An 18,853-nucleotide genomic window follows, 5' to 3' on the forward strand; every position below is an offset into this window, starting at 1 on the left:
TTACTTTTGGCGAAGCAAATTATAACTCTTTACCATGCTGTTCAAAAAATACTCACGAAAGATCAACACGCCCTAATCAATGGCCAATCCGAACCTACAAATCCGCACCATAGATATCAAACGTGAAGTACTTAGCGGCAGCAAATACCGCTGGTGTTTAGGGCTTGTTGATTGACGGCAATCAGCCTTGATACATCAACAATCTTAAAGCCCAAAAGCGAGCACCTCAAACGGATGCGTGGCACTATTTCGTCAAAATGAGAACAGAATGATTCTCAAAATAAAACTCTTTTGTCTCGGCGACGTATTGACTGACAGAGAACCGAGCACACCACCATTTAACGTATTGAAAAGAGAAAACATTCTATTTTAGACCGAGAATACACGATTCAAACCGACAAATTGGCATTCGAATTGCTTATTCATAGATAACCCAACCAACAATAGCAGGCAGCCTATTAAAATAAGGGAGCTTGTTACGGAGGAAAGGCTATGACCTTACAAAGACATACCTACTACGGCTTAATTCACCACGGAATCAAAACGCTGTTACTCGACCGAGTTGGCCACTTTACCGAACGTGAATATCATGAATACCTTGACCTGACTACTGGTAAGTCAACGTGTTTTGCTATGAGTGAACAAGAATTAGAGAACATCTTAGACAACTTAAAAAGCGAAGGTTATTTGGAAGACATCAAAAAATTGATTCCTCGCTACCAAACGTCTTCGACAGGTTAACACCCTCATCACTGATCATGATAAAGCTGAGCCTAACCCATTTGATGAGACAGAGACTTCAATAGGTCTGCCCCCTCATTGTCTTGAGCTATTTAGCATCAAGGCAAATTTGGTTAGACTGTCTGAAACTCAGCTAACTGGATGTGCAGTGCCATATGAAGCAGATTCTTGATTTCATCCCCCTTATTATTTTCTTTGTCATTTACAAAACGTACGACATCTATAGCGCAACGGGGGCTTTGATTGTCGCTTCTGCCGTGCAAATTATTTTGACTTACTGCATCTACAAAAAAGTGGAAAAAATGCAGGTGATCACGTTTTTAATGGTGGCGGTATTTGGCGGTATGACCATCTTCTTGCATGACGACAACTTCATTAAGTGGAAGGTCACCATCATTTATGCCTTGTTTGCTATCGGCCTAACGGTCAGCCACTTGATGGGTAAGTCTGCGATTAAGGGAGTGATCGGTAAAGAGATCATACTGCCAGATGTCGTATGGAGCAAGATCAACTGGGCATGGACTCTGTTCTTTACCTTATGTGCGATCCTCAATGTTTATGTGGCTTTCAATTTACCACTGGATGTTTGGGTTAACTTCAAAGTATTTGGTCTTCTTATCGCAACCTTAGCATGTACTTTGCTCACTGGCGTATATATCTATAAAAACCTACCAAAAGAAATGAACCTTCCAAACGATAAAAACCCACTACAAGATAAGCCTCAGCCAAAAGACCTGCACTCATCAAAAGAGGCCAAACTGCCACCCGCAGACAAAAATAGTAACTATAAGTAATCATCAGGGGATGAGTCACCATCCGCTTTTTGCTACAATCATTTTCAATCGACTGATTGTTGGTGGCCAAATTTAGTTAACCACCAATGATAGTAACAATCATTGGCTTACTATTTATGTCTGAAAAAACAGAAGGAAACGACAAGTGCGTGAACCCTCCTATTAGCGCATCTATGTTTAGTTTCAAATAATCAATACCACCAAGAGTACAACAATGACTATTCAATCAACTTTAAACCCGATTGGTTCTCTACTTCTTCGCACATTGGCGATGCCTTCTGACACCAATGCTGCCGGTCAAATATTCGGTGGTTGGATAATGGCTCAGCTCGATCTCGCTGGCGGGATATTGGCAAAAGAGATCTCTAACGGCAAGATAGTCACCGTTTCGGTATCAAGCATCGAATTCAAGCAGCCAGTATCGGTTGGTGACGTAGTGTGTGTCTACGGTGACTGCACCAAGATTGGCCGTAGCTCGATGAATATTGAACTGGAAGTATGGGTTAAGCCCGTACTTGATCAAGGGATAGGCGATCGCTACAAGGTATGTGGCGGAACATTCAATTACGTCGCCGTCGATGAAAGTGGCAAGCCACGAACAATCAAAAAATAGCCACTTAATTTCGCCGTTGATATAGATGATCTTTAGTTTGGATGAAACCGCTAAAGACCGGACAACTCTCGCACCAACTCACAATTTTTCATCATCAGCTCTTCCAATACCAATCAGTTCGCGTAAATTAACCAGATAGTTAATTTCAAAGCCCCTATTCAGTGAAGAATTATAAGGATACCCCAATATGTGGTACGTAATTTTCTCCCAAGATGTCGAGCATTCATTAGAAAAACGGCTCAGTGTTCGACCACAGCATTTAGAGCGCCTACAAACCCTTCTCGATGAAGGCCGACTGTTAACCGCAGGCCCAATGCCAGCCATTGATTCGGATAACCCAGGGGAAGCCGGCTTCACAGGATCGACTGTGATAGCCGAGTTTAGTTCTTTAGAAGACGCACAGGCATGGGCAAACACCGATCCGTACATTGATGCGGGTGTCTACCAAGATGTCATCGTAAAACCATTCAAGAAAGTATTTTAACATGAATAAATGGATTATAGGTTCACTGCTTGCAGTGCTGCTCGCAGGCTGTAGCTCATCGAATGAGCAAGATCAACAAAAACAGTTGGAAATGATGGCACACCACCGTGCTGGCGTTTTATCGGCGGGGCTACCCGTTGAGTATGGTCCACTGTCGGTGATGCGTGCACTCGCCAAAGGTGGGGTCGTCGAAATCATGATGATCTACAACCAAGATGCACAAGGTGCTAAGCCTTTAAACCAAGTTGTAGGTATGAGTGTAAATAGCTACTGCACCAACTCAGAAGTAAGAGCAAACCTAGACATGGGCTTGGCTTACAACATCAAAATTCGTAACACTCGCGGACAACTGATGGTTGAGAAGCTGATCAGCAAAGACACTTGCCAGAGTAGCAGCTAGATTCGAGATTCGAGATTCGAGATTCGAGATTCGAACAATATGAACGTCAAAGCCTCGCATTGCGAGGCTTTTTGTTTTGAGTCACCTAGCTCTAGTGATAGTTAAGCTTGTGCTGATTCCCACTCTTTACGCAGTGCCTTGGTCGCGGAGACTAAGTTAGTGAGTGCTGCTTCTGTTTCTGCCCAATTGCGAGTCTTTAGACCACAATCTGGATTTGCCCATAAGCGTTCTGCCGGAATTTTCTCAGCCGCTTTCTTCAGTAGACCAATAATCCACTCTTGTGATGGAATATTTGGTGAGTGAATATCGTAAACACCTGGGCCAATCGCATTCGGGTAATTGAACTCTTCAAACGCTTTAAGCAGTTCCATGTTCGAGCGAGAGGTCTCAATAGTAATTACATCGGCGTCTAGTGCCGCCACTGAATCAATGATTCCGTTGAATTCGCTGTAACACATGTGAGTATGAATCTGAGTCTCTGGTTTGGCACTCGCGGCTGAGATCTTAAAGGCATCCACCGCCCACTCTAAGTATTCTGCATGGTCGCGTTTTTTCAATGGTAAACCTTCACGAATCGCTGGTTCATCAATCTGAATAATGTTGATTCCTGCATCTTGTAGGTCAGACACTTCATCACGCAGCGCAAACGCTAGCTGGTTAGTGATCTCCTTACGTGAGATATCTTCACGTGGGAACGTCCAACACAGGATAGTGACAGGGCCAGTTAGCATGCCTTTCATTTGCTTTGAAGTCAGAGATTGAGCGTAGGTCGACCACTCCACCGTCATCGGTTTCTCACGCTCGATATCTGCCACCACAATCGCAGGCTTCACGCAGCGAGAGCCGTAGCTTTGCACCCAACCAAATTTGGTGGTTTGAAAGCCTGCTAGGTTTTCAGCAAAGTATTCCACCATGTCGTTACGTTCCGCTTCACCATGAACCAACACATCTAAATCGAGGGCTTCTTGGCGTTTCACCGCATCCGCGATGTGACCTTTTAGTGCGGTCGTGTATTCCGCTTCGCTCAACTTTCCGGTGCGATAAGCGCTACGTTGAACACGGATCTCGCCTGTCTGTGGAAATGAACCTATCGTTGTGGTTGGCAATAAAGGTAAACCTAGTACCTCTGATTGATGCGCCGCGCGTTCTGCGTATGGTGCGCTGCGGTCTGCTAGTGCTTTGGTAATCGTGTTGAGGCGAGCCTGTACCTGCGGCTTGTTTACGTGAGTCGCGCTCTTACGAGTAACAATCGGTTGGCTATAAGTCTCACACGCTAAAATGGCATTTTGATCGCCGTCTAGCGCGGCACCCAATAAGCTAACCTCTGTGACTTTCTGTTTCGCGAAAGCAAACCAGCTTTTCACTTCTTCGCTAAGCGAATCTTCTAGCTCTAAATCAACTGGGCTGTGCAGCAGCGAGCATGAACTTGCCACCCAAAGCTTATCACCTAACCTCTCTTTCACTGGTTGAAGTTTCGCTAGTTGAGTAGCTAAGTCTGCTCGCCAAACATTGCGTCCGTTGATGACACCAGCAGACAGTACCCACTCGTCTGGTAGTTTACTCACGACTTCATCGAGCTGTTGAGGTGCAGCGGCTAAGTCAATATGTAAGCCATTTACTGGCAGTTTTACGATTTTGTCTAAAGTGTCTGTCACCGAATCAAAGTAAGTAGTCAATAGCAGCTTCACATCACCTTGAATCACTTGATAAGCCAATTTGAATGAATCGGCCCACTGTTTTTCAAGCTCAAGCGACAGAATAGGTTCGTCGATTTGCACCCACTCAACACCCAGTTTGGCGAGCTTAGCTAAAATCGCTTGGTAGGCAGTAAGTAGACGAGGAAGTAAGGCTAAGCGATCAAAACCCTCTTCCACTTCTTTGCCGAGATATAAGTAAGACAGCGGGCCCAGAAGGACTGGCTTAACCTTATGCCCAGCTTGAATGGCTTCATTCACTTCATCAAACAGTTGTGGCCAGCTCACTTCAAACGAATCATCTTTACTGAACTCGGGAACAATGTAGTGATAATTAGTGTTGAACCACTTGGTCATATCAGATGCTGCAGCACCATCTTGAGCGCTTTCTGAACCATGTTTCCCGCCACAACAAGTTGGCTGCTTTTGAGATTGTATTCGTGTTTGAGATTGCCCGCGACCAACGCGGAACAGGGTATCTAAGTCCGGGAAGGCTTTCTCTTCTTCAGATCCACCAGCGTGACGTTTTGGTACATGGCCCAAAAGCAAAGTCGTTGTTAATACATGGTCGTACCATGCGAAGTCACCCGCAGTTGCAAAGCTTAGATTCGCGTCGGCTTGGACATTCCAGTTACGATTTCTCAGTTCGCTGCCAAGCTGCTTAAGCTCGGACTGGTCAATCTCACCTCGCCAGTACTTCTCTAGTGTGAATTTGAGTTCGCGTTTTTCGCCGATGCGTGGGTAGCCAAGAATATGCGTTGTCGTAGTCATGAACCTGTTCCTTATTCAATAATTATTAGTTTCTGTTCAAACGGCCTGTCGTAATTATGATTACTCAAAAAGGTGTCTGGATGGCTAAACTATCTACCCAATCGGAATAATGAACAACGTCCAAATATTCATCTTGTTTATTAAAAATATTCATCTTGAATAAGCCAAAGATTAGGAAACTAAAACCATCTGGACATCCAGACGTTTACAAATGATAAAAAACCCCGTAGGGTGATCATTAAGAAATATTGAATTGGCTTAGGGAATATGAGGAATACTCATGATAGAGCTTAAACACCTTCGAACATTAACCACCTTGAGAGACAGTGGTTCGTTGACCGCGACGGCGACGGCGCTTCACCTAACCCAGTCAGCGCTTTCTCATCAATTGAAAGATCTTGAGGCTCGCATTGGCGGCCAGCTTTTCCTACGTAAAACGAGACCGGTTAAATTCACCTCAGAAGGTGAGATCTTGTTAAAACTTGCAGATGAAATACAGCCCAAAGTCGCGAAAGCAGAAAACGAACTCGCGAGCCTAAAAGAGGATGTGAATGGCCGCTTGCATATGGCGATCGAGTGTCACTCTTGTTTCCAGTGGCTAATGCCGGCTTTAAAAGAGTACCAAGTGGCGTGGCCAAGTGTGGCCTTAGACTTCTCGTCAGGGTTTGGTTTTGAGCCACTACCTGCGCTAATGGCCGGTGAGCTTGATCTCGTCATCACTTCTGATATTCAACCACGTTCTGAAGTTCACTACGAGCCGCTTTTCGATTTTGAGATGCGCCTAATCACCGCGATTAACTCGCCATTGGCAGACAAATCAAGCATTGAACCGCAAGATCTTAGCGAACTCACCATGCTCTCCTACCCGGTTCAAAAACAGCGTTTAGATGTGGTGAAGCACTTTTTACAACCTGCAGGCGTAGAGCCTAATAAGTGGAAACAGGCAGACAACACATTGATGTTAGTGCAAATGGTATCCGCAGGTCTAGGTGTCGCAGCGTTACCCAACTGGGCGATCAGTGAGTTTTCAAGACAAGGTTTGATCGCAAGCAAGCCGTTAGGTAAAGGGCTTTCAAGAAGACTGTTTGCCGCAGTTAGAAACTCAGAAAAAGACAAACGTTTCCTGCAAGCTTTCTTTAGCACAGCAAGGCAGCAAAGTAAGAGCCACTTAGATGGCATTAAGGTTGTTTAAAAGATTCATTGTTGGGTTAGTTTCAGCCCGTGTGAAGCCTGATAGGCAAAACGCCAGCAACAAAAAAGTCACAGATAATCTGTGACTTTTTTCTCACTACCAATGGGTGGACGATATTGGGTTGAACACCAACCATGGCGCACCAATTTGCTGTTTACCTTGGATAAGACTTGAACTGGTTAGTCAGTGGGTCGTATTGATAGCCAAGCATATCAAGCTTACCGACGACACTTTCTATATCCATCTCATACATGCTAATGAGCTCTTCAAAACTGTCGCACTCTAAGCGCAGTTTCTCGTTCACGATTCCTAGCAAGATAATGCTATCAAGACTTTTGACGTTGCTTAAATCCATCTCGTACTCCTTACGAACACACTGACTAGAATTAAGTTTAGAACGCTTACTAAGGTCACGCTAAAAAACAGATCACACTTCTTAAATCAGATACGTGGTACCATACCCAAAGTTACGATGCCCAAAGTTACAGTGCCCAAACTGGCGTTAAACCCACAGCAGCCGCTAATAACATCAGCAATGAAACCGTAAGTTGAAGCTTTTCAGGTGTCTTAATGAACAATAGATGCCAACACCACACCACGATAGAAGAGATCAACAAAGCGAAGCTAAATAGCAAGGTTGAAATTACTGGTTCTAACTGAGCTTCGGAGAGTGAGTAAACATTCACGACTGTTGCCAAAACGACCAACATACCCGTCAATACACCCACCACTGGCAAAACACGGTGGAATGCTTGCAAACGCGTTCTTGCGATTGTCAGCAGTAAATGACCAAACGCAGCACCTAACAATACCACCAACAGCAGAGTAGTAATGATGCCGACTGTGGTTGCTTGTTCAGTCGCTTGAATAGCAACGTAAGACAGCGCCAAACCACACGCCAAATACATAACCCACATAGGGCCAGAATCACGCGTCTTTTTGGTTTGAACTTGAGAATAGAAATAAAAGATTGCGAACACGACCAGAAAGGCTTCAATTTTCACTGACGCAACCGCCAGCCACAGCACGCCAATTGCAGGCAACATCTTGTGAATACGGCCACGTTGTCCCGGGCAAATATCCCCTTTCACCAAGATGAGGGTTAAGATCAGTTGGGTTCCTAAAAGCATCGGAGCAAATTGTACTAATAACGTTTCGACCATTGTGGATCTACTTCTTCAGACTTATTTTCGCGAATAATATCAAAAACGACTGCGAACACTAATCAAAATCACAAATTAGCGACGTTATTCAAGGCTTCAACTATGCTGTTGTATGGCGATTATACCGAGATGAAACGTAAAACAGCGAAAGAGCCAAAAGTAGCAGGGGCATGTTCTACTGGCTAGTCTAGGCGCATGCCGCTATAATTCCCGCCTCAAAAATCAGAGGTTGAAGTATGTACAGCGATATCACTCCTATTCATGAACACAAAAAATACTGGGCTGAGTGCTACGGTACAGCCCCCTTTTTACCGACCAGTAGAAAGGAGATGGATGCGCTTGGATGGGATAGCTGTGACATTATTATTGTAACGGGCGACGCGTATGTCGATCACCCAAGCTTTGGTATGGCTATCATTGGCCGACTTCTTGAGGCTCAAGGTTTCCGCGTGGGCATCATTGCTCAACCAAAGTGGGACAATAAAGATGCCTTCATGAAGCTAGGTAAACCTAACCTATTCTTCGGCATCACAGCGGGTAACATGGACTCCATGATCAACCGCTATACCTCTGATCGCAAATTACGTCACGATGATGCTTACACGCCAAATAATGAAGGTGGTAAGCGTCCTGACCGTGCAACACTGGTTTACTCTCAACGCTGTCGTGAAGCTTATAAAGGCACACCTATCGTGCTTGGTGGTATCGAAGCCAGTTTACGCCGAGTTGCTCACTACGACTACTGGTCAGACAAAGTTCGTCGCTCAGTGTTATTTGATGCAAAAGCTGACATCCTTCTTTTTGGTAACGCAGAACGTGCGCTAGTCGAAGTGGCGCATCGCATCGCTGACGGCGAAGACATGTCAACGCTGACCAATATTCGTGGTACAGCGGTCAACCTTCCTGCAGCCCCTGAAGACTTCAAGATCATCGATTCTTCGCGTATTGAAAAGCCGAACAAAGCGTATGTTCCGGTCAACCCATACGAAATTGAAACGCAGTGCGACACTAAAAAAGACGAAAAAGAAGAAGTAAAAGCTCAGCCGATAACTGTTCGTCCTTCTCGCCACGATGCGAAAACAACCGCTGTTCGTATCCCCGCTTTTGAGAAACTGAACAACGACCGTATTCTTTATGCTCATGCAAGCCGTATCTTGCACCTTGAGACCAACCCGTATTCAGGTCGCGCTTTGATTCAACGTCATGGTGACCGGGAACTTTGGGTTAACCAAGCACCGATCCCGTTGGCAACAGAAGAGATGGATCACGTGTTTGGCCTTGCCTACCAACGTGTTCCTCATCCTATGTATGGCAAAGCAAAAATCCCTGCCTACGACATGATCAAGACCTCGATCAACATTATGCGTGGTTGTTTTGGTGGTTGTTCGTTCTGCTCAATCACAGAGCACGAAGGGCGTATCATTCAAAACCGTTCGAAAGAATCGATTTTGGATGAGATCGAAGACATTAAAGATAAAGTTCCGGGTTTTACTGGCACAATCTCTGACTTGGGTGGCCCAACGGCGAACATGTATCGCTTAGGTTGTTCCGATCCGAAAGCAGAAATTAACTGTCGTCGCCCATCATGTGTGTTCCCGAAAATCTGTGAAAAGCTCAATACCGACCACCAACACACCATTGACCTGTATCGCTCCGCAAGAAAAGTACCGGGCGTGAAGAAGATCATGATCGCTTCTGGTGTACGTTACGACCTCGCGATTGAATCTCCAGAATACGTGCGTGAGCTTGTGACTCACCACGTGGGCGGATACTTGAAGATTGCGCCAGAGCATACTGAAAAAGGCCCACTGGATCTGATGATGAAACCGGGCATGGGCACTTACGATCGTTTCAAAGAGATGTTCGAGAAGTACAGCGCAGAAGCTGGCAAGAAACAGTATCTCATTCCTTACTTCATTTCTGCTCACCCGGGCACCGAAGATGAAGATATGCTTAACCTTGCGCTGTGGCTGAAAAAGCACAACTACGAGTGTGACCAAGTACAGAACTTCTACCCATCGCCGATGTGTAATGCAACGTCGATGTACTACTCAGAGACTAACCCTCTAAAACGCGTGAAATATAAGAAGCGTGAAGATGTTCCTGTACCTAAAGGGGATCGTCAACGTCGCTTGCACAAGGCACTACTTCGTTACCACGATCCAGAAAACTGGAAGATCATCCGTGAAGCACTCATTGCTATGGGTAAGAAACACCTCATCGGTGACAAACCAAACTGTTTGGTACCGGAAGAAGACTTTGATGCGCAAACGCCAGCACAACGACGTAAGTCTGGTCGTCACGGATCACAGCGCTTTGCGACTAAACACAGTAAGTCTCAGCCTGGCCTTGGTGGTGAGAGTCCACGTAATCATAAGCCAACTACTAATAAACCTAAGCCAGGTGGTAATAAGCCTAAACCGAGTGGCAAGCAACCAACGGGTAGCCAAGGTAATGCTAACAATAACGGCAACCAAAACGCTGGTGGTAGCAACAGTGGTAACCGCCGTAAACCAGCGACTGGCTTCATTAAGAAAGGGCCTGGTGGTCAGCAATCACAAGCTAATGGCAACGGCAAACCAAACCGCAATAAAGCAGGCAATGGCCAAGGTGGCAAACCTGCGAGTAACGGCAAGAACCGCCAACGTGCAGCACAACGTTAAGATTGCGAACCGATACAATTCGCAACAATAAAACACAAAACGCAGCTATTTAGCTGTGTTTTGGATCCCGATGCCAATCTTAGCAAATCACTGCTCACCTTGGCAGAACATATACATGGGTAATCTAGCGCGATATTCAACGAAAACTTGATTTAGTTGGTTTACAGTGTGGGCTAGCTACTAGATACTCAATGGCCCTTTTTGATTTGAAAGTGCTGATTTATTAATCAACATTTTATCTAACGACGATGAAACTAAATAATAGCCCCGTAACTCAGCACCAATTTAACGATCATACCTTTTTCTTAAAGCGCGACGATCAGCTTCACTTCCACTTTTGTGGCAATAAAGCCAGAAAGTTCATGAAGCTACTTGAAGATGATTCGCCAGATACCACCACCTTGATCAGCTATGGTTCGGCACAGGCTAACTCACTGTTCTCACTCGCGGCACTGGCAAAGATCAAAGGATGGGCGCTAGAGTTTTACGTCGACCACCTCCCTCAAAGATTACAAGACTGCCCAATTGGCAATTACCGCGGCGCAATTGAGCTTGGGGCTAACGTCATTTCTGTGAAAAACACAGGCTCGGACCTTCACCCGCAGCAATATATTGAGCAAATTCGCCAACCCGATTCACACTGCCTAGTACTACCAGAAGGTGGACGCTCGCAACTTTCGGAGTATGGTGTGAAACAGCTAGCGATGGAAATACTCCATTGGATTCGCTTCGAGAATAAACATGATTTCGTGGTAGCGCTACCAGCAGGCACTGGCACAACAGCTCTCTATCTTCATAAATATTTAAAATTACACAATATCCCAGTTTTAACCTGTGCTTGTGTTGGTGGTAGTGAATACTTAACGCAGCAATTTAATGAACTTGGCGAAACCGAACACCCGCAGATCCTACCGCTTGAACGTAAGCACCATTTCGGTAAGCTTTACCAACAGGATTATCAAACTTGGTTGGATCTACAAGAGCAAACCGATATTGAATTCGACCTGCTTTATGATCCATTGATGTGGCAATGCTTAGAGCAGTGGCAACAAGACAATCCAACCAAAACCATAATCTACATTCATCAAGGGGGCATCTTAGGCAATGAATCCATGTTACCGCGCTATCAGCGTAAATATCCAGCGATGACTGCAAGCAATAGTAGCTCATCCTGGTAGTAACCCTGCTCACAGTAATTTACTCAGCATTGGTGCACTTGTATTGGTGCGTTAGTATCCATCCGTTCATCAAATAGTCATGGTCCCGGCATTTTTCAAGAAAGTTGTCGACCTTGGCTATGTATTGGTATTTCTGCATCCTCCTTTCTAACTTTATTCTCAGTCCCAAATAAAAGATAAAAATAAGGCGATAATCATTAACTTATCTATACTTTTTGTTGGAATTCATTGGTCATATAAAGGAATAATGCATGCGAAAGTTCACCACACTCAGTTTACTGTCGGCTCTACTTCCCTTTGCTGCGATTTCAGGAGAAAACGTGACTTACCAAATAGACGGCATCGACTACGAAGGCTATTGGAGTGAAGCCAGTGACCAAGCGCCTTTGGTTCTGCTCATACATGATTGGGATGGTTTAACCGACTACGAAAAGAAACGTTCTGAAATGCTCAATGAGCTGGGTTACAACGTATTCGCCATTGACCTTTTCGGTAAAGATATTCGCCCAACAGAAGTGAAAGATAAAAAGCAGCATACTGGCGAGCTGTATAAAGACAGAGACAAAATGCGTACGCTGCTCAACGCAGGCGCAATGGAGGCCAAAAGGCTGGGTGGTGACCTAGAGAACAAGGTGATGATGGGGTATTGTTTCGGTGGAGCCGCCGTATTGGAAGCTGCCCGAGCGGGCATCCCTTCTAAAGCCTATGTGACCTTCCATGGCGGTTTGTCAACACCAGAAGGGCAAGACTACTCTGAAACTAAGGCCCCTGTTGTGGTATTCCACGGTACGGCTGACGCAATGATCTCCATGGAAGATTTTGGTCATCTCGCGGCGCAACTTGAAACAACCAAAGTTGAGCATGAAATGATCACCTACAGCGGTGCGCCACATGCGTTTACGGTTTTTGGCTCCAATAACTATCAACAAGAGGCGGATCAAAAATCGTGGGCCCGCTTTACTCAAGTACTAGAAACCGCCACCCGATAAGCGCTCACTATTAGGCCCAAACCAACAACCCCATGACCCTAGAGATAATGGGGTTGTTTAAAGTATTTGTTTGATATAACAAACTCCTTCCTAAGCCCCGCCCTATCATTTGCTAACTTAGCATCTCGAGCCTTATAATCAGCTTTCAATAATCTACGGCGATGAGGAAAGCCTCTTTTCCCTATACCAATGAGCTAAGCTGCTCACATTACATCCCAACAAAAAAACTAATGACAATTGCATTGATCAAATCAACAAAGAAACCACACACCAGTGGCACCACAACAAAGGCTTGTGGGCTTGCACCGTAGCGATTCGTCACCGCTGTCATATTCACTATCGCTGTGGCTGTAGAGCCAAGAGTAATACCACCGAAGCCAGAACATATCACCACTGAATCGTAGTTTCTTCCCATCAAGTAGTAGACCACCAGCACGGTAAACAACAGTGACAGTAGGATCTGAATACTCATAATGACAGAGATATAACCAAATAGACCATCGAGGTCCCAGATACGTAGCCCCATTAATGCCATGGTTAAGAACATCCCTAAGCAAATATCCGAGATCATGGCTAAGCCTTTACGACCTTGAGCTATTTTTTCTTGTGTACGGCGTTTCTTAAACAGTGCTCGGCCAATATTACCAATCAAAATACCAGCAATTAAACAGCTTACGAACATTGGGAGTTTTAAGCCGATTGATTCAATCACTTCGCTGAGACTGTAACCAAGCATTAAGGTCAAGTTTAAAATCAACCATGCCCATAAAACACCGTAATGACTCAGTTCAATGCGTGCCTCACTTTCTTGGAACGCACCCACTGTCACTTCTTCTTCATTAGATGGGCTGACTTTATGCTTATTGAGTAAGTAGTTGGCAATTGGACCACCGATCACACACGCCGCAATCAAGCCAACGGTATTTGAAGCGACGCCGAGTTCCAGCGCGTTAGAGATACCGAATTCTTCAACAAACATCGGAGCCCAAGCTAACGTTGTCCCGACACCACCAATGAGACTGACCGAGCCAGATAACAAGCCCGCCTTCGCATCCATGCCAAAACCTGAAGCTACGGCCATACCGACGACGTTTTGCAGAACAATAAAAGTCGCGGCAAGACACAGCAAAATGAATAGCGGTCGGCCACCTTTCAATAACGTGTTGATATCCGCTTGTAGTCCGATGCCAGCAAAAAAGTAGAGAAGCAAAAAATCTCGTACATCGAGGCTAAACGTGATTTGAATTTCAAAAATATAGTAAAGCACCGCGACGGTCGCGGCACACACAAAGCCACCAATAACGGGCTCAGGCAGTGAGTACTTTCTCAATACTTCAGATCTTTCGATCAAACCTTTACCAACAAACAGCAATGAGATCGCGATAGTAAAGGAGAGCAATGGAGAAACAAGGGTTTCTGTCATGATGCAATAGATTCCTAATAGTTAAGATTATTCATAATGTTGCTTAACGTTCATTGTGTAGAATCAGGTCAAGAAATCAAGGGATTTCAAGGGCGATTCTAGAGGGAAGGGAATAAGATAAAGCATAGACACTCTGGAACGAGAAAACCCCAGCATTTCTGCTGGGGTTTCGAATAGTGGTGGAAGGATGGGGATTTGAACCCCAGATACGCTATAAACGTATACTCGCTTTCCAGGCGAGCGCCTTAAGCCACTCAGCCATCCTTCCACAATTTCCCGTCAAATTCGTCACTCAACGAGACGCTACTTTATTGATTCTGCTTGCTTTGGTCAAGGGGCATTATCAAAAAAAGTCCCTTTTTTGGTTTGTTCGATTACAAATTAACTGATTAGAACAAAAACAAACCAAATATTACGACAACCGTTTACTATGCTTGTTGGCAATAGCCAGGTACCCGAAACCATTTACGGCACATATCTAGGAAATAACCGTAAAGCACACCCATTCCGCATGAGATAATAGCGTTACTGGTGACTGCTGTTACGATCTGCTCACCTGAAGCTCCAACAGCCAATAAGATACCGGCGTAAACTGGCGACTGGAATAAAACGTAAGCCAACAGATCAGATACGTTCTTCATCAATGAGTTTTCAGATAGCTTCGCACCGTTGCGTAAGAACCAATCACGAAAGACACCATAAGGCCAAGCAATAGCAATGTTTACCGGGATCGACAACGTTCGAGAAGCAAGAGATTGCTCAAACGTCATACCCGAGATAAACACTTCTACAATCATGCCAGAAATAAAACAGAAAACTACCATAGCAAATGTATCCGCAGCTGCGTTTCGAATACAAAATGGACCACGAGACTTCATCGACGAAGAACCTTAAAGAAATATATCACCACAATATTGATGAATTACCAAAACATAAACAAGGCACAATCGCACCAAGCCAGAGAAAGGCGCTATTAAAGCATAAGTTTAGTAGTTATATATTCTAAAATATTAACCAAGTTATTAATTTGCAACTGAAAAATTATTTGTAACACCGTAATTTCCAAAATAAAATCGCATTAAGGCGAATAATCAGTTAATCCATTACTGCAATTAACTGATTATTGAGTCATGAGTCATGAGTCGATTCACTGTAGTGATGTTAGAGAGAGGTGCAGAGAGAGGTAGAGAGGGTATAATCCTTAGCGGCTTAGTTGTAACCCTCACCATGACTCTTGGTATTCAGGAAGTTTGCAGAATTATATTGGTACAACTTATTCGAATAACGAAACAGCGCATCATCAAGATCACGCTCATCAATCGGCTTGGCGATAATATAGTCAATACCAGCCCCAAACATACGCTCTCGAGTCTCTCTGAAAACATCCGCTGTACAGCCAAATATCAATACTGCTGACATGTCGCCTATCAAAGCGCGAATAGCCGTGGTCGCTTCAACGCCATCCATAACTGGCATATGGTTGTCCATCAGTACCAAGTCAAAGTGCTCTTCGGCAATCGCTTTTATTGCCAGCTCACCATTTTCAACACTCTTACAGGTAAAGCCCTTACTGCTCATAAAGGCTTCGATGATGATGGTATTAGTCCTGTTGTCCTCAACAATCAGAACTTTCAAGCCTGAGTAATCTAACTTCTTCTTCTCGGTCTGCTCAGCTTCACCGGGTTGGCAAGGCTGTATCTTTATACGGACGTCGAAACTGGTGCCAATTCCCTGTTCACTGGTGACCGTAATGCTGCCATCCATCAGCTGGGCTATTTTCTTCACTATCGCCAACCCCAGCCCTGTGCCGCCATATTGGCGCGTGGTTGAAGACTCAGCTTGCTCAAAAGGCTTAAAAATTCGCTTCTGCGCTTCTTTAGATATACCAATTCCAGTGTCACGAACTCGAATGTTGAGGTAGGTATCGCTCCCTTCTAACACTTCTTTTAGATAGACCTCAACAAAACCTTTCGAGGTAAATTTGACAGCATTATTTAATAGATTAAACAGGATTTGGCGCAGGCGTGCCTTATCAGAGAAGTACCAACGACCCATAGGTACTTCAGAGTACACCTTAAATTGAAGCCCTTTGTCAGAAGAGAGCGTATAATAAACGCTATTGATACTGCCAATGATCGAGTCGAGTGGAAAGCGAGTTTCATCTAGGTCTAACCTACCCTGCTCGATCTTTGAAAAATCCAAGATCTCATTGAGTAAGGTCATCATATGGTCGCCAGAATCATACAAAGTCTTAAGGTGCTTTTCTTGGTCTGCGCTTAATGGGGTTTTTAGTAGGATCTGTGCTGTACCTAATACGCCATTCATCGGGGTCCGAATTTCATGCGACAAAGTCGCAAGGAACGCGGTTTTCGCATCAGTTGATGCTTGAGCTTTAACCTTCTCGGCTTCAAGGTAAATGGTCTTTTCATTGAAACTTTTGATCAAGTGACCAATTTCATCATCACTGATATAGTTAACATCGATGATTTCCCCTGCTCTAGATCCGTCTACCTTGGCCGAAATAGTTGTTATTGGCCTGATCAAATAGCGGTTTAATAGGTAATAACCGGCCATAATACAAAGCAACAATAGCGGGACAATACCACCCTCGATACTCATAACCTGACGAAACACCTCGTCTGCTACTAACGACTTAGAGTTGACGACATCGACTTGCCAACCAAACTCACCAATTTGGTTATTACTGATGTATATCCCTTCAACAAGATTAAAATTATGCGTCACCAACACTTGGTTGAGCTTATCTCTTAATGTGATGCCAAGGTTATACTCTTCCGCGTGACTTCGAATAAAGGCCAGCAGCTCCTCAAGAGAGAGATCGACCGTTGCAACACCCGCAAAGGTTCCCTCATAATAATAAGGCGAAGAAGCGGTGATCATGCGGACATGCGTGTATGGGTCGATATACACGTCGCTCCAAGAGATGGTTCCTTGTTCTCTATTGACGACTGAGCTATACCAATACTCTTGGTGATACGGAAGGCTTTTCGGGTTGTTGTAAGAAAACAACTGATCAATTTTGCCATCATCCGCTTTATTGAAAAAGTAACTGTTCAGCAGCTTTTTGGAGTCAAGTGCATAGGGTTCAGGCCAAATACCGGCACTGACGATCGTGTCATTACTCGCGGCGAGCAGAGACTTAAATAACACGATGACCTCTGTGCCACTGTGCTGCGCCTGAGCAAAACCCACTAAGCTGTCAACAAACCCTTCAGAACTACTGAGTGGCTCAGTAATCAAAGCCGATAACAGTTGCGTACGCAGATCGAGATTTTGCTGCAGTTTGGCACGGACAGGCGACTCTACAACGTAATACGTCACACTGCCTATAATCGCAATAAACATCGCAAGGTACAGGCTGAGCGCTACCATGCTTTTTTTCTTTAAAGATGACCGTATCTGCATAATTTTTCGTTAGTTTTCTTTTATATTTAACCTAGTATTTATCAACAACGACATCAAGCCTTTTTAGATTGTAGCTTGATCAGTACAAGTTCATTGGTACTATAAGTGCAAATATATTCCCTTTACGGTACCTCACTTTGACTTTACAAGACATTCTTGCGCTTCCAGAGCTGGAAGGAAAGCTAATCACAGAACATAAAACCATCGGCTTTGTTACCGCAATGGCCGCAGCCCCTAATATATTAACCCCTCATGAGTGGTTACCGTTCCTTTGGGGTGGCGAAGAAGTCGCACCATTCACTGATGGCGAGCAACTTGAAAGCTACATTGAAGTCATCATCGCACTTTGGAACAAAACGCGCCCTGAGTTAATGGAAGGTACCTGGCTTTGGCCACAAGCTTGTCATTTAGATGAAGAAGAAGTGGTTAACTCAGCAACCCGCGATTTTTGTGAAGGCTTACTTCAAGGCTGGCAGATTGCCCGTGACGACTGGGAGACACTGATGCCGGAAGAGAGCGAAAACAACGCATTAATTGGTGGTGTATTGCTTTCACTGAGCATGCTTTATGATCCAGAAACTTCAATTGCGACGCTCGCAGAGCAAGGTATCGAAGGTCTAGAGCAATTTGAAGAAATTTTTAATGCTGTGCCTGTGATGCTTTGCGGATTAACTCAGCGCGGTATCGCACTGGCTGAAGCTCAATAGCTCAACTGCTCAACTGCTCAACTGCTCAACAAGATAAAATATCAAAAAGGCCTCTCACCGAGGCCTTTCTAGAATTTAATGAAGTCACCGCTTTAGAAGCCCTGCCAATCGAAGTCATCAATTCGCTCATCGGCAATATAAAACAACTTGCTTCCACTGCTAACAACTTGGCTTAACTCTGGGTTAAGCTCAATCCCACTTCCACTATCGATTGCAATCAGCGTCGCTTGATACTTCTCTTTAAACACCGTAAAAATCGGGGCAACAGTGACAGGAGCAGCACCTGTAGGATAATAAGTCGAATACTGAGTCATCCCTCTCGTTGAGCTTAATAACTCTTGGTGCAATGCGCTAGAACCGGGATCAACCGCCGCTTTAGCGAGCATTTCAGCCCCCACTGCCGGAATACACTCTGAGTTTGGACAATGTTGATGCAATAAATCACTCAATGCCTCGTCTTTAAAATAAACCAGAAGGTGTGCCTTAGGGTTTCGGTTCGCGCAATACAATGCAGCAGATAAGGTAATGTCATCTTCAGGGTAAGCGTCTTTAAATCGACTCATTCAATCCTTTCAATAAACGTCGTAACCTTTAACTTTGATCGTTAAAGGTACT

15 protein-coding genes, 1 tRNA gene and 2 pseudogenes are annotated in these 18,853 nt (G+C 44.7%); 10 read left to right on the forward strand and 8 right to left on the reverse strand.

What is annotated here, in order from left to right; translation table 11 throughout:
* The first annotated feature begins 492 nt into the window (after positions 1–492).
* The 5 genes from Q1A70_RS14800 (at position 493) to Q1A70_RS14820 (ending at position 3,032) form a co-directional block, all read left to right on the forward strand.
* On the forward strand, positions 493–741 hold the full coding sequence (locus Q1A70_RS14800) for a hypothetical protein (RefSeq protein WP_299693061.1): 249 nt from the start codon (positions 493–495) through the stop codon (positions 739–741).
* Between the two features lie 155 nt (positions 742–896).
* Positions 897–1,535, forward strand: coding sequence for a septation protein A (locus tag Q1A70_RS14805; RefSeq protein WP_299693064.1), 639 nt, complete (start codon positions 897–899; stop codon positions 1,533–1,535).
* Between the two features lie 214 nt (positions 1,536–1,749).
* Positions 1,750–2,148 (forward strand): acyl-CoA thioester hydrolase YciA, encoded by a 399-nt coding sequence (gene yciA, locus Q1A70_RS14810; protein WP_299693067.1) that lies wholly within the window; start codon positions 1,750–1,752, stop codon positions 2,146–2,148.
* A 187-nt stretch (positions 2,149–2,335) separates the two neighbouring features.
* On the forward strand, positions 2,336–2,632 hold the full coding sequence (locus Q1A70_RS14815) for a YciI family protein (RefSeq protein ID WP_299693070.1): 297 nt from the start codon (positions 2,336–2,338) through the stop codon (positions 2,630–2,632).
* A 1-nt stretch (position 2,633) separates the two neighbouring features.
* The gene (locus Q1A70_RS14820; protein WP_299693073.1) at positions 2,634–3,032 is read left to right on the forward strand and encodes a GspS/AspS pilotin family protein; all 399 of its coding nucleotides are present in this window, start codon (positions 2,634–2,636) and stop codon (positions 3,030–3,032) included.
* Positions 3,033–3,133: 101 nt separating this feature from the next.
* Here Q1A70_RS14820 and metE read toward each other — a convergent pair whose 3' ends face one another.
* The gene (metE, locus tag Q1A70_RS14825; RefSeq protein WP_299693076.1) at positions 3,134–5,497 is read right to left on the reverse strand and encodes a 5-methyltetrahydropteroyltriglutamate--homocysteine S-methyltransferase; all 2,364 of its coding nucleotides are present in this window, start codon (positions 5,495–5,497) and stop codon (positions 3,134–3,136) included.
* Between the two features lie 280 nt (positions 5,498–5,777).
* Between metE and Q1A70_RS14830 the strand changes: the two genes are divergently transcribed.
* Complete coding sequence (locus Q1A70_RS14830) at positions 5,778–6,689, forward strand: LysR substrate-binding domain-containing protein (RefSeq protein ID WP_299693079.1); 912 nt, start codon at positions 5,778–5,780, stop codon at positions 6,687–6,689.
* Between the two features lie 154 nt (positions 6,690–6,843).
* On the opposite strand, the gene Q1A70_RS14835 is transcribed toward Q1A70_RS14830, so the two are convergent.
* Together Q1A70_RS14835 and Q1A70_RS14840 are read right to left on the reverse strand one after the other, a co-directional pair.
* Positions 6,844–7,044 carry a DUF4250 domain-containing protein gene (locus tag Q1A70_RS14835; protein WP_102480531.1) on the reverse strand — a complete coding sequence of 67 codons (201 nt, stop codon included), beginning with the start codon at positions 7,042–7,044 and terminating at the stop codon, positions 6,844–6,846.
* Positions 7,045–7,171: 127 nt separating this feature from the next.
* The gene (locus tag Q1A70_RS14840) at positions 7,172–7,852 is read right to left on the reverse strand and encodes a hypothetical protein (RefSeq protein WP_299693087.1); all 681 of its coding nucleotides are present in this window, start codon (positions 7,850–7,852) and stop codon (positions 7,172–7,174) included.
* A 236-nt stretch (positions 7,853–8,088) separates the two neighbouring features.
* On the opposite strand from Q1A70_RS14840, the gene Q1A70_RS14845 reads away from it, so the two are divergent.
* From Q1A70_RS14845 to Q1A70_RS14855, 3 genes are all read left to right on the forward strand, one after another.
* Positions 8,089–10,515, forward strand: a complete 2,427-nt coding sequence (locus Q1A70_RS14845) for a YgiQ family radical SAM protein (RefSeq protein ID WP_299693092.1) — start codon at positions 8,089–8,091, stop codon at positions 10,513–10,515.
* 248 nt (positions 10,516–10,763) lie between these two features.
* On the forward strand, positions 10,764–11,693 hold the full coding sequence (locus Q1A70_RS14850) for a 1-aminocyclopropane-1-carboxylate deaminase/D-cysteine desulfhydrase (protein ID WP_299693095.1): 930 nt from the start codon (positions 10,764–10,766) through the stop codon (positions 11,691–11,693).
* 251 nt (positions 11,694–11,944) lie between these two features.
* Complete coding sequence (locus Q1A70_RS14855; RefSeq protein ID WP_299693098.1) at positions 11,945–12,682, forward strand: dienelactone hydrolase family protein; 738 nt, start codon at positions 11,945–11,947, stop codon at positions 12,680–12,682.
* A gap of 208 nt (positions 12,683–12,890) precedes the next feature.
* Here the strand turns inward: Q1A70_RS14855 and gltS are convergent, their stop codons facing one another.
* From gltS to Q1A70_RS14875, 4 genes and pseudogenes are all read right to left on the reverse strand, one after another.
* The gene (gene gltS / locus Q1A70_RS14860; RefSeq protein ID WP_299693101.1) at positions 12,891–14,105 is read right to left on the reverse strand and encodes a sodium/glutamate symporter; all 1,215 of its coding nucleotides are present in this window, start codon (positions 14,103–14,105) and stop codon (positions 12,891–12,893) included.
* A gap of 177 nt (positions 14,106–14,282) precedes the next feature.
* Positions 14,283–14,373: transfer RNA gene (locus tag Q1A70_RS14865), tRNA-Ser, on the reverse strand.
* Positions 14,374–14,533: 160 nt separating this feature from the next.
* Positions 14,534–14,983, reverse strand: a complete 450-nt coding sequence (locus tag Q1A70_RS14870; RefSeq protein WP_299693104.1) for an L-alanine exporter AlaE — start codon at positions 14,981–14,983, stop codon at positions 14,534–14,536.
* 379 nt (positions 14,984–15,362) lie between these two features.
* Positions 15,363–17,498 (reverse strand): annotated as a pseudogene (locus Q1A70_RS14875) (ATP-binding protein); the annotation flags it as partial.
* Between the two features lie 170 nt (positions 17,499–17,668).
* Here Q1A70_RS14875 and Q1A70_RS14880 point away from each other — a divergent pair.
* Positions 17,669–18,238, forward strand: coding sequence for a UPF0149 family protein (locus Q1A70_RS14880; protein WP_299693107.1), 570 nt, complete (start codon positions 17,669–17,671; stop codon positions 18,236–18,238).
* A 92-nt stretch (positions 18,239–18,330) separates the two neighbouring features.
* Here Q1A70_RS14880 and Q1A70_RS14885 read toward each other — a convergent pair.
* Positions 18,331–18,777 (reverse strand): annotated as a pseudogene (locus Q1A70_RS14885) (two pore domain potassium channel family protein); the annotation flags it as partial.
* Between the last annotated feature and the right edge of the window lie 76 nt (positions 18,778–18,853).

The sequence above is a fragment of the uncultured Vibrio sp. genome (genome assembly GCF_947488985.1).
GTDB lineage: Bacteria > Pseudomonadota > Gammaproteobacteria > Enterobacterales > Vibrionaceae > Vibrio.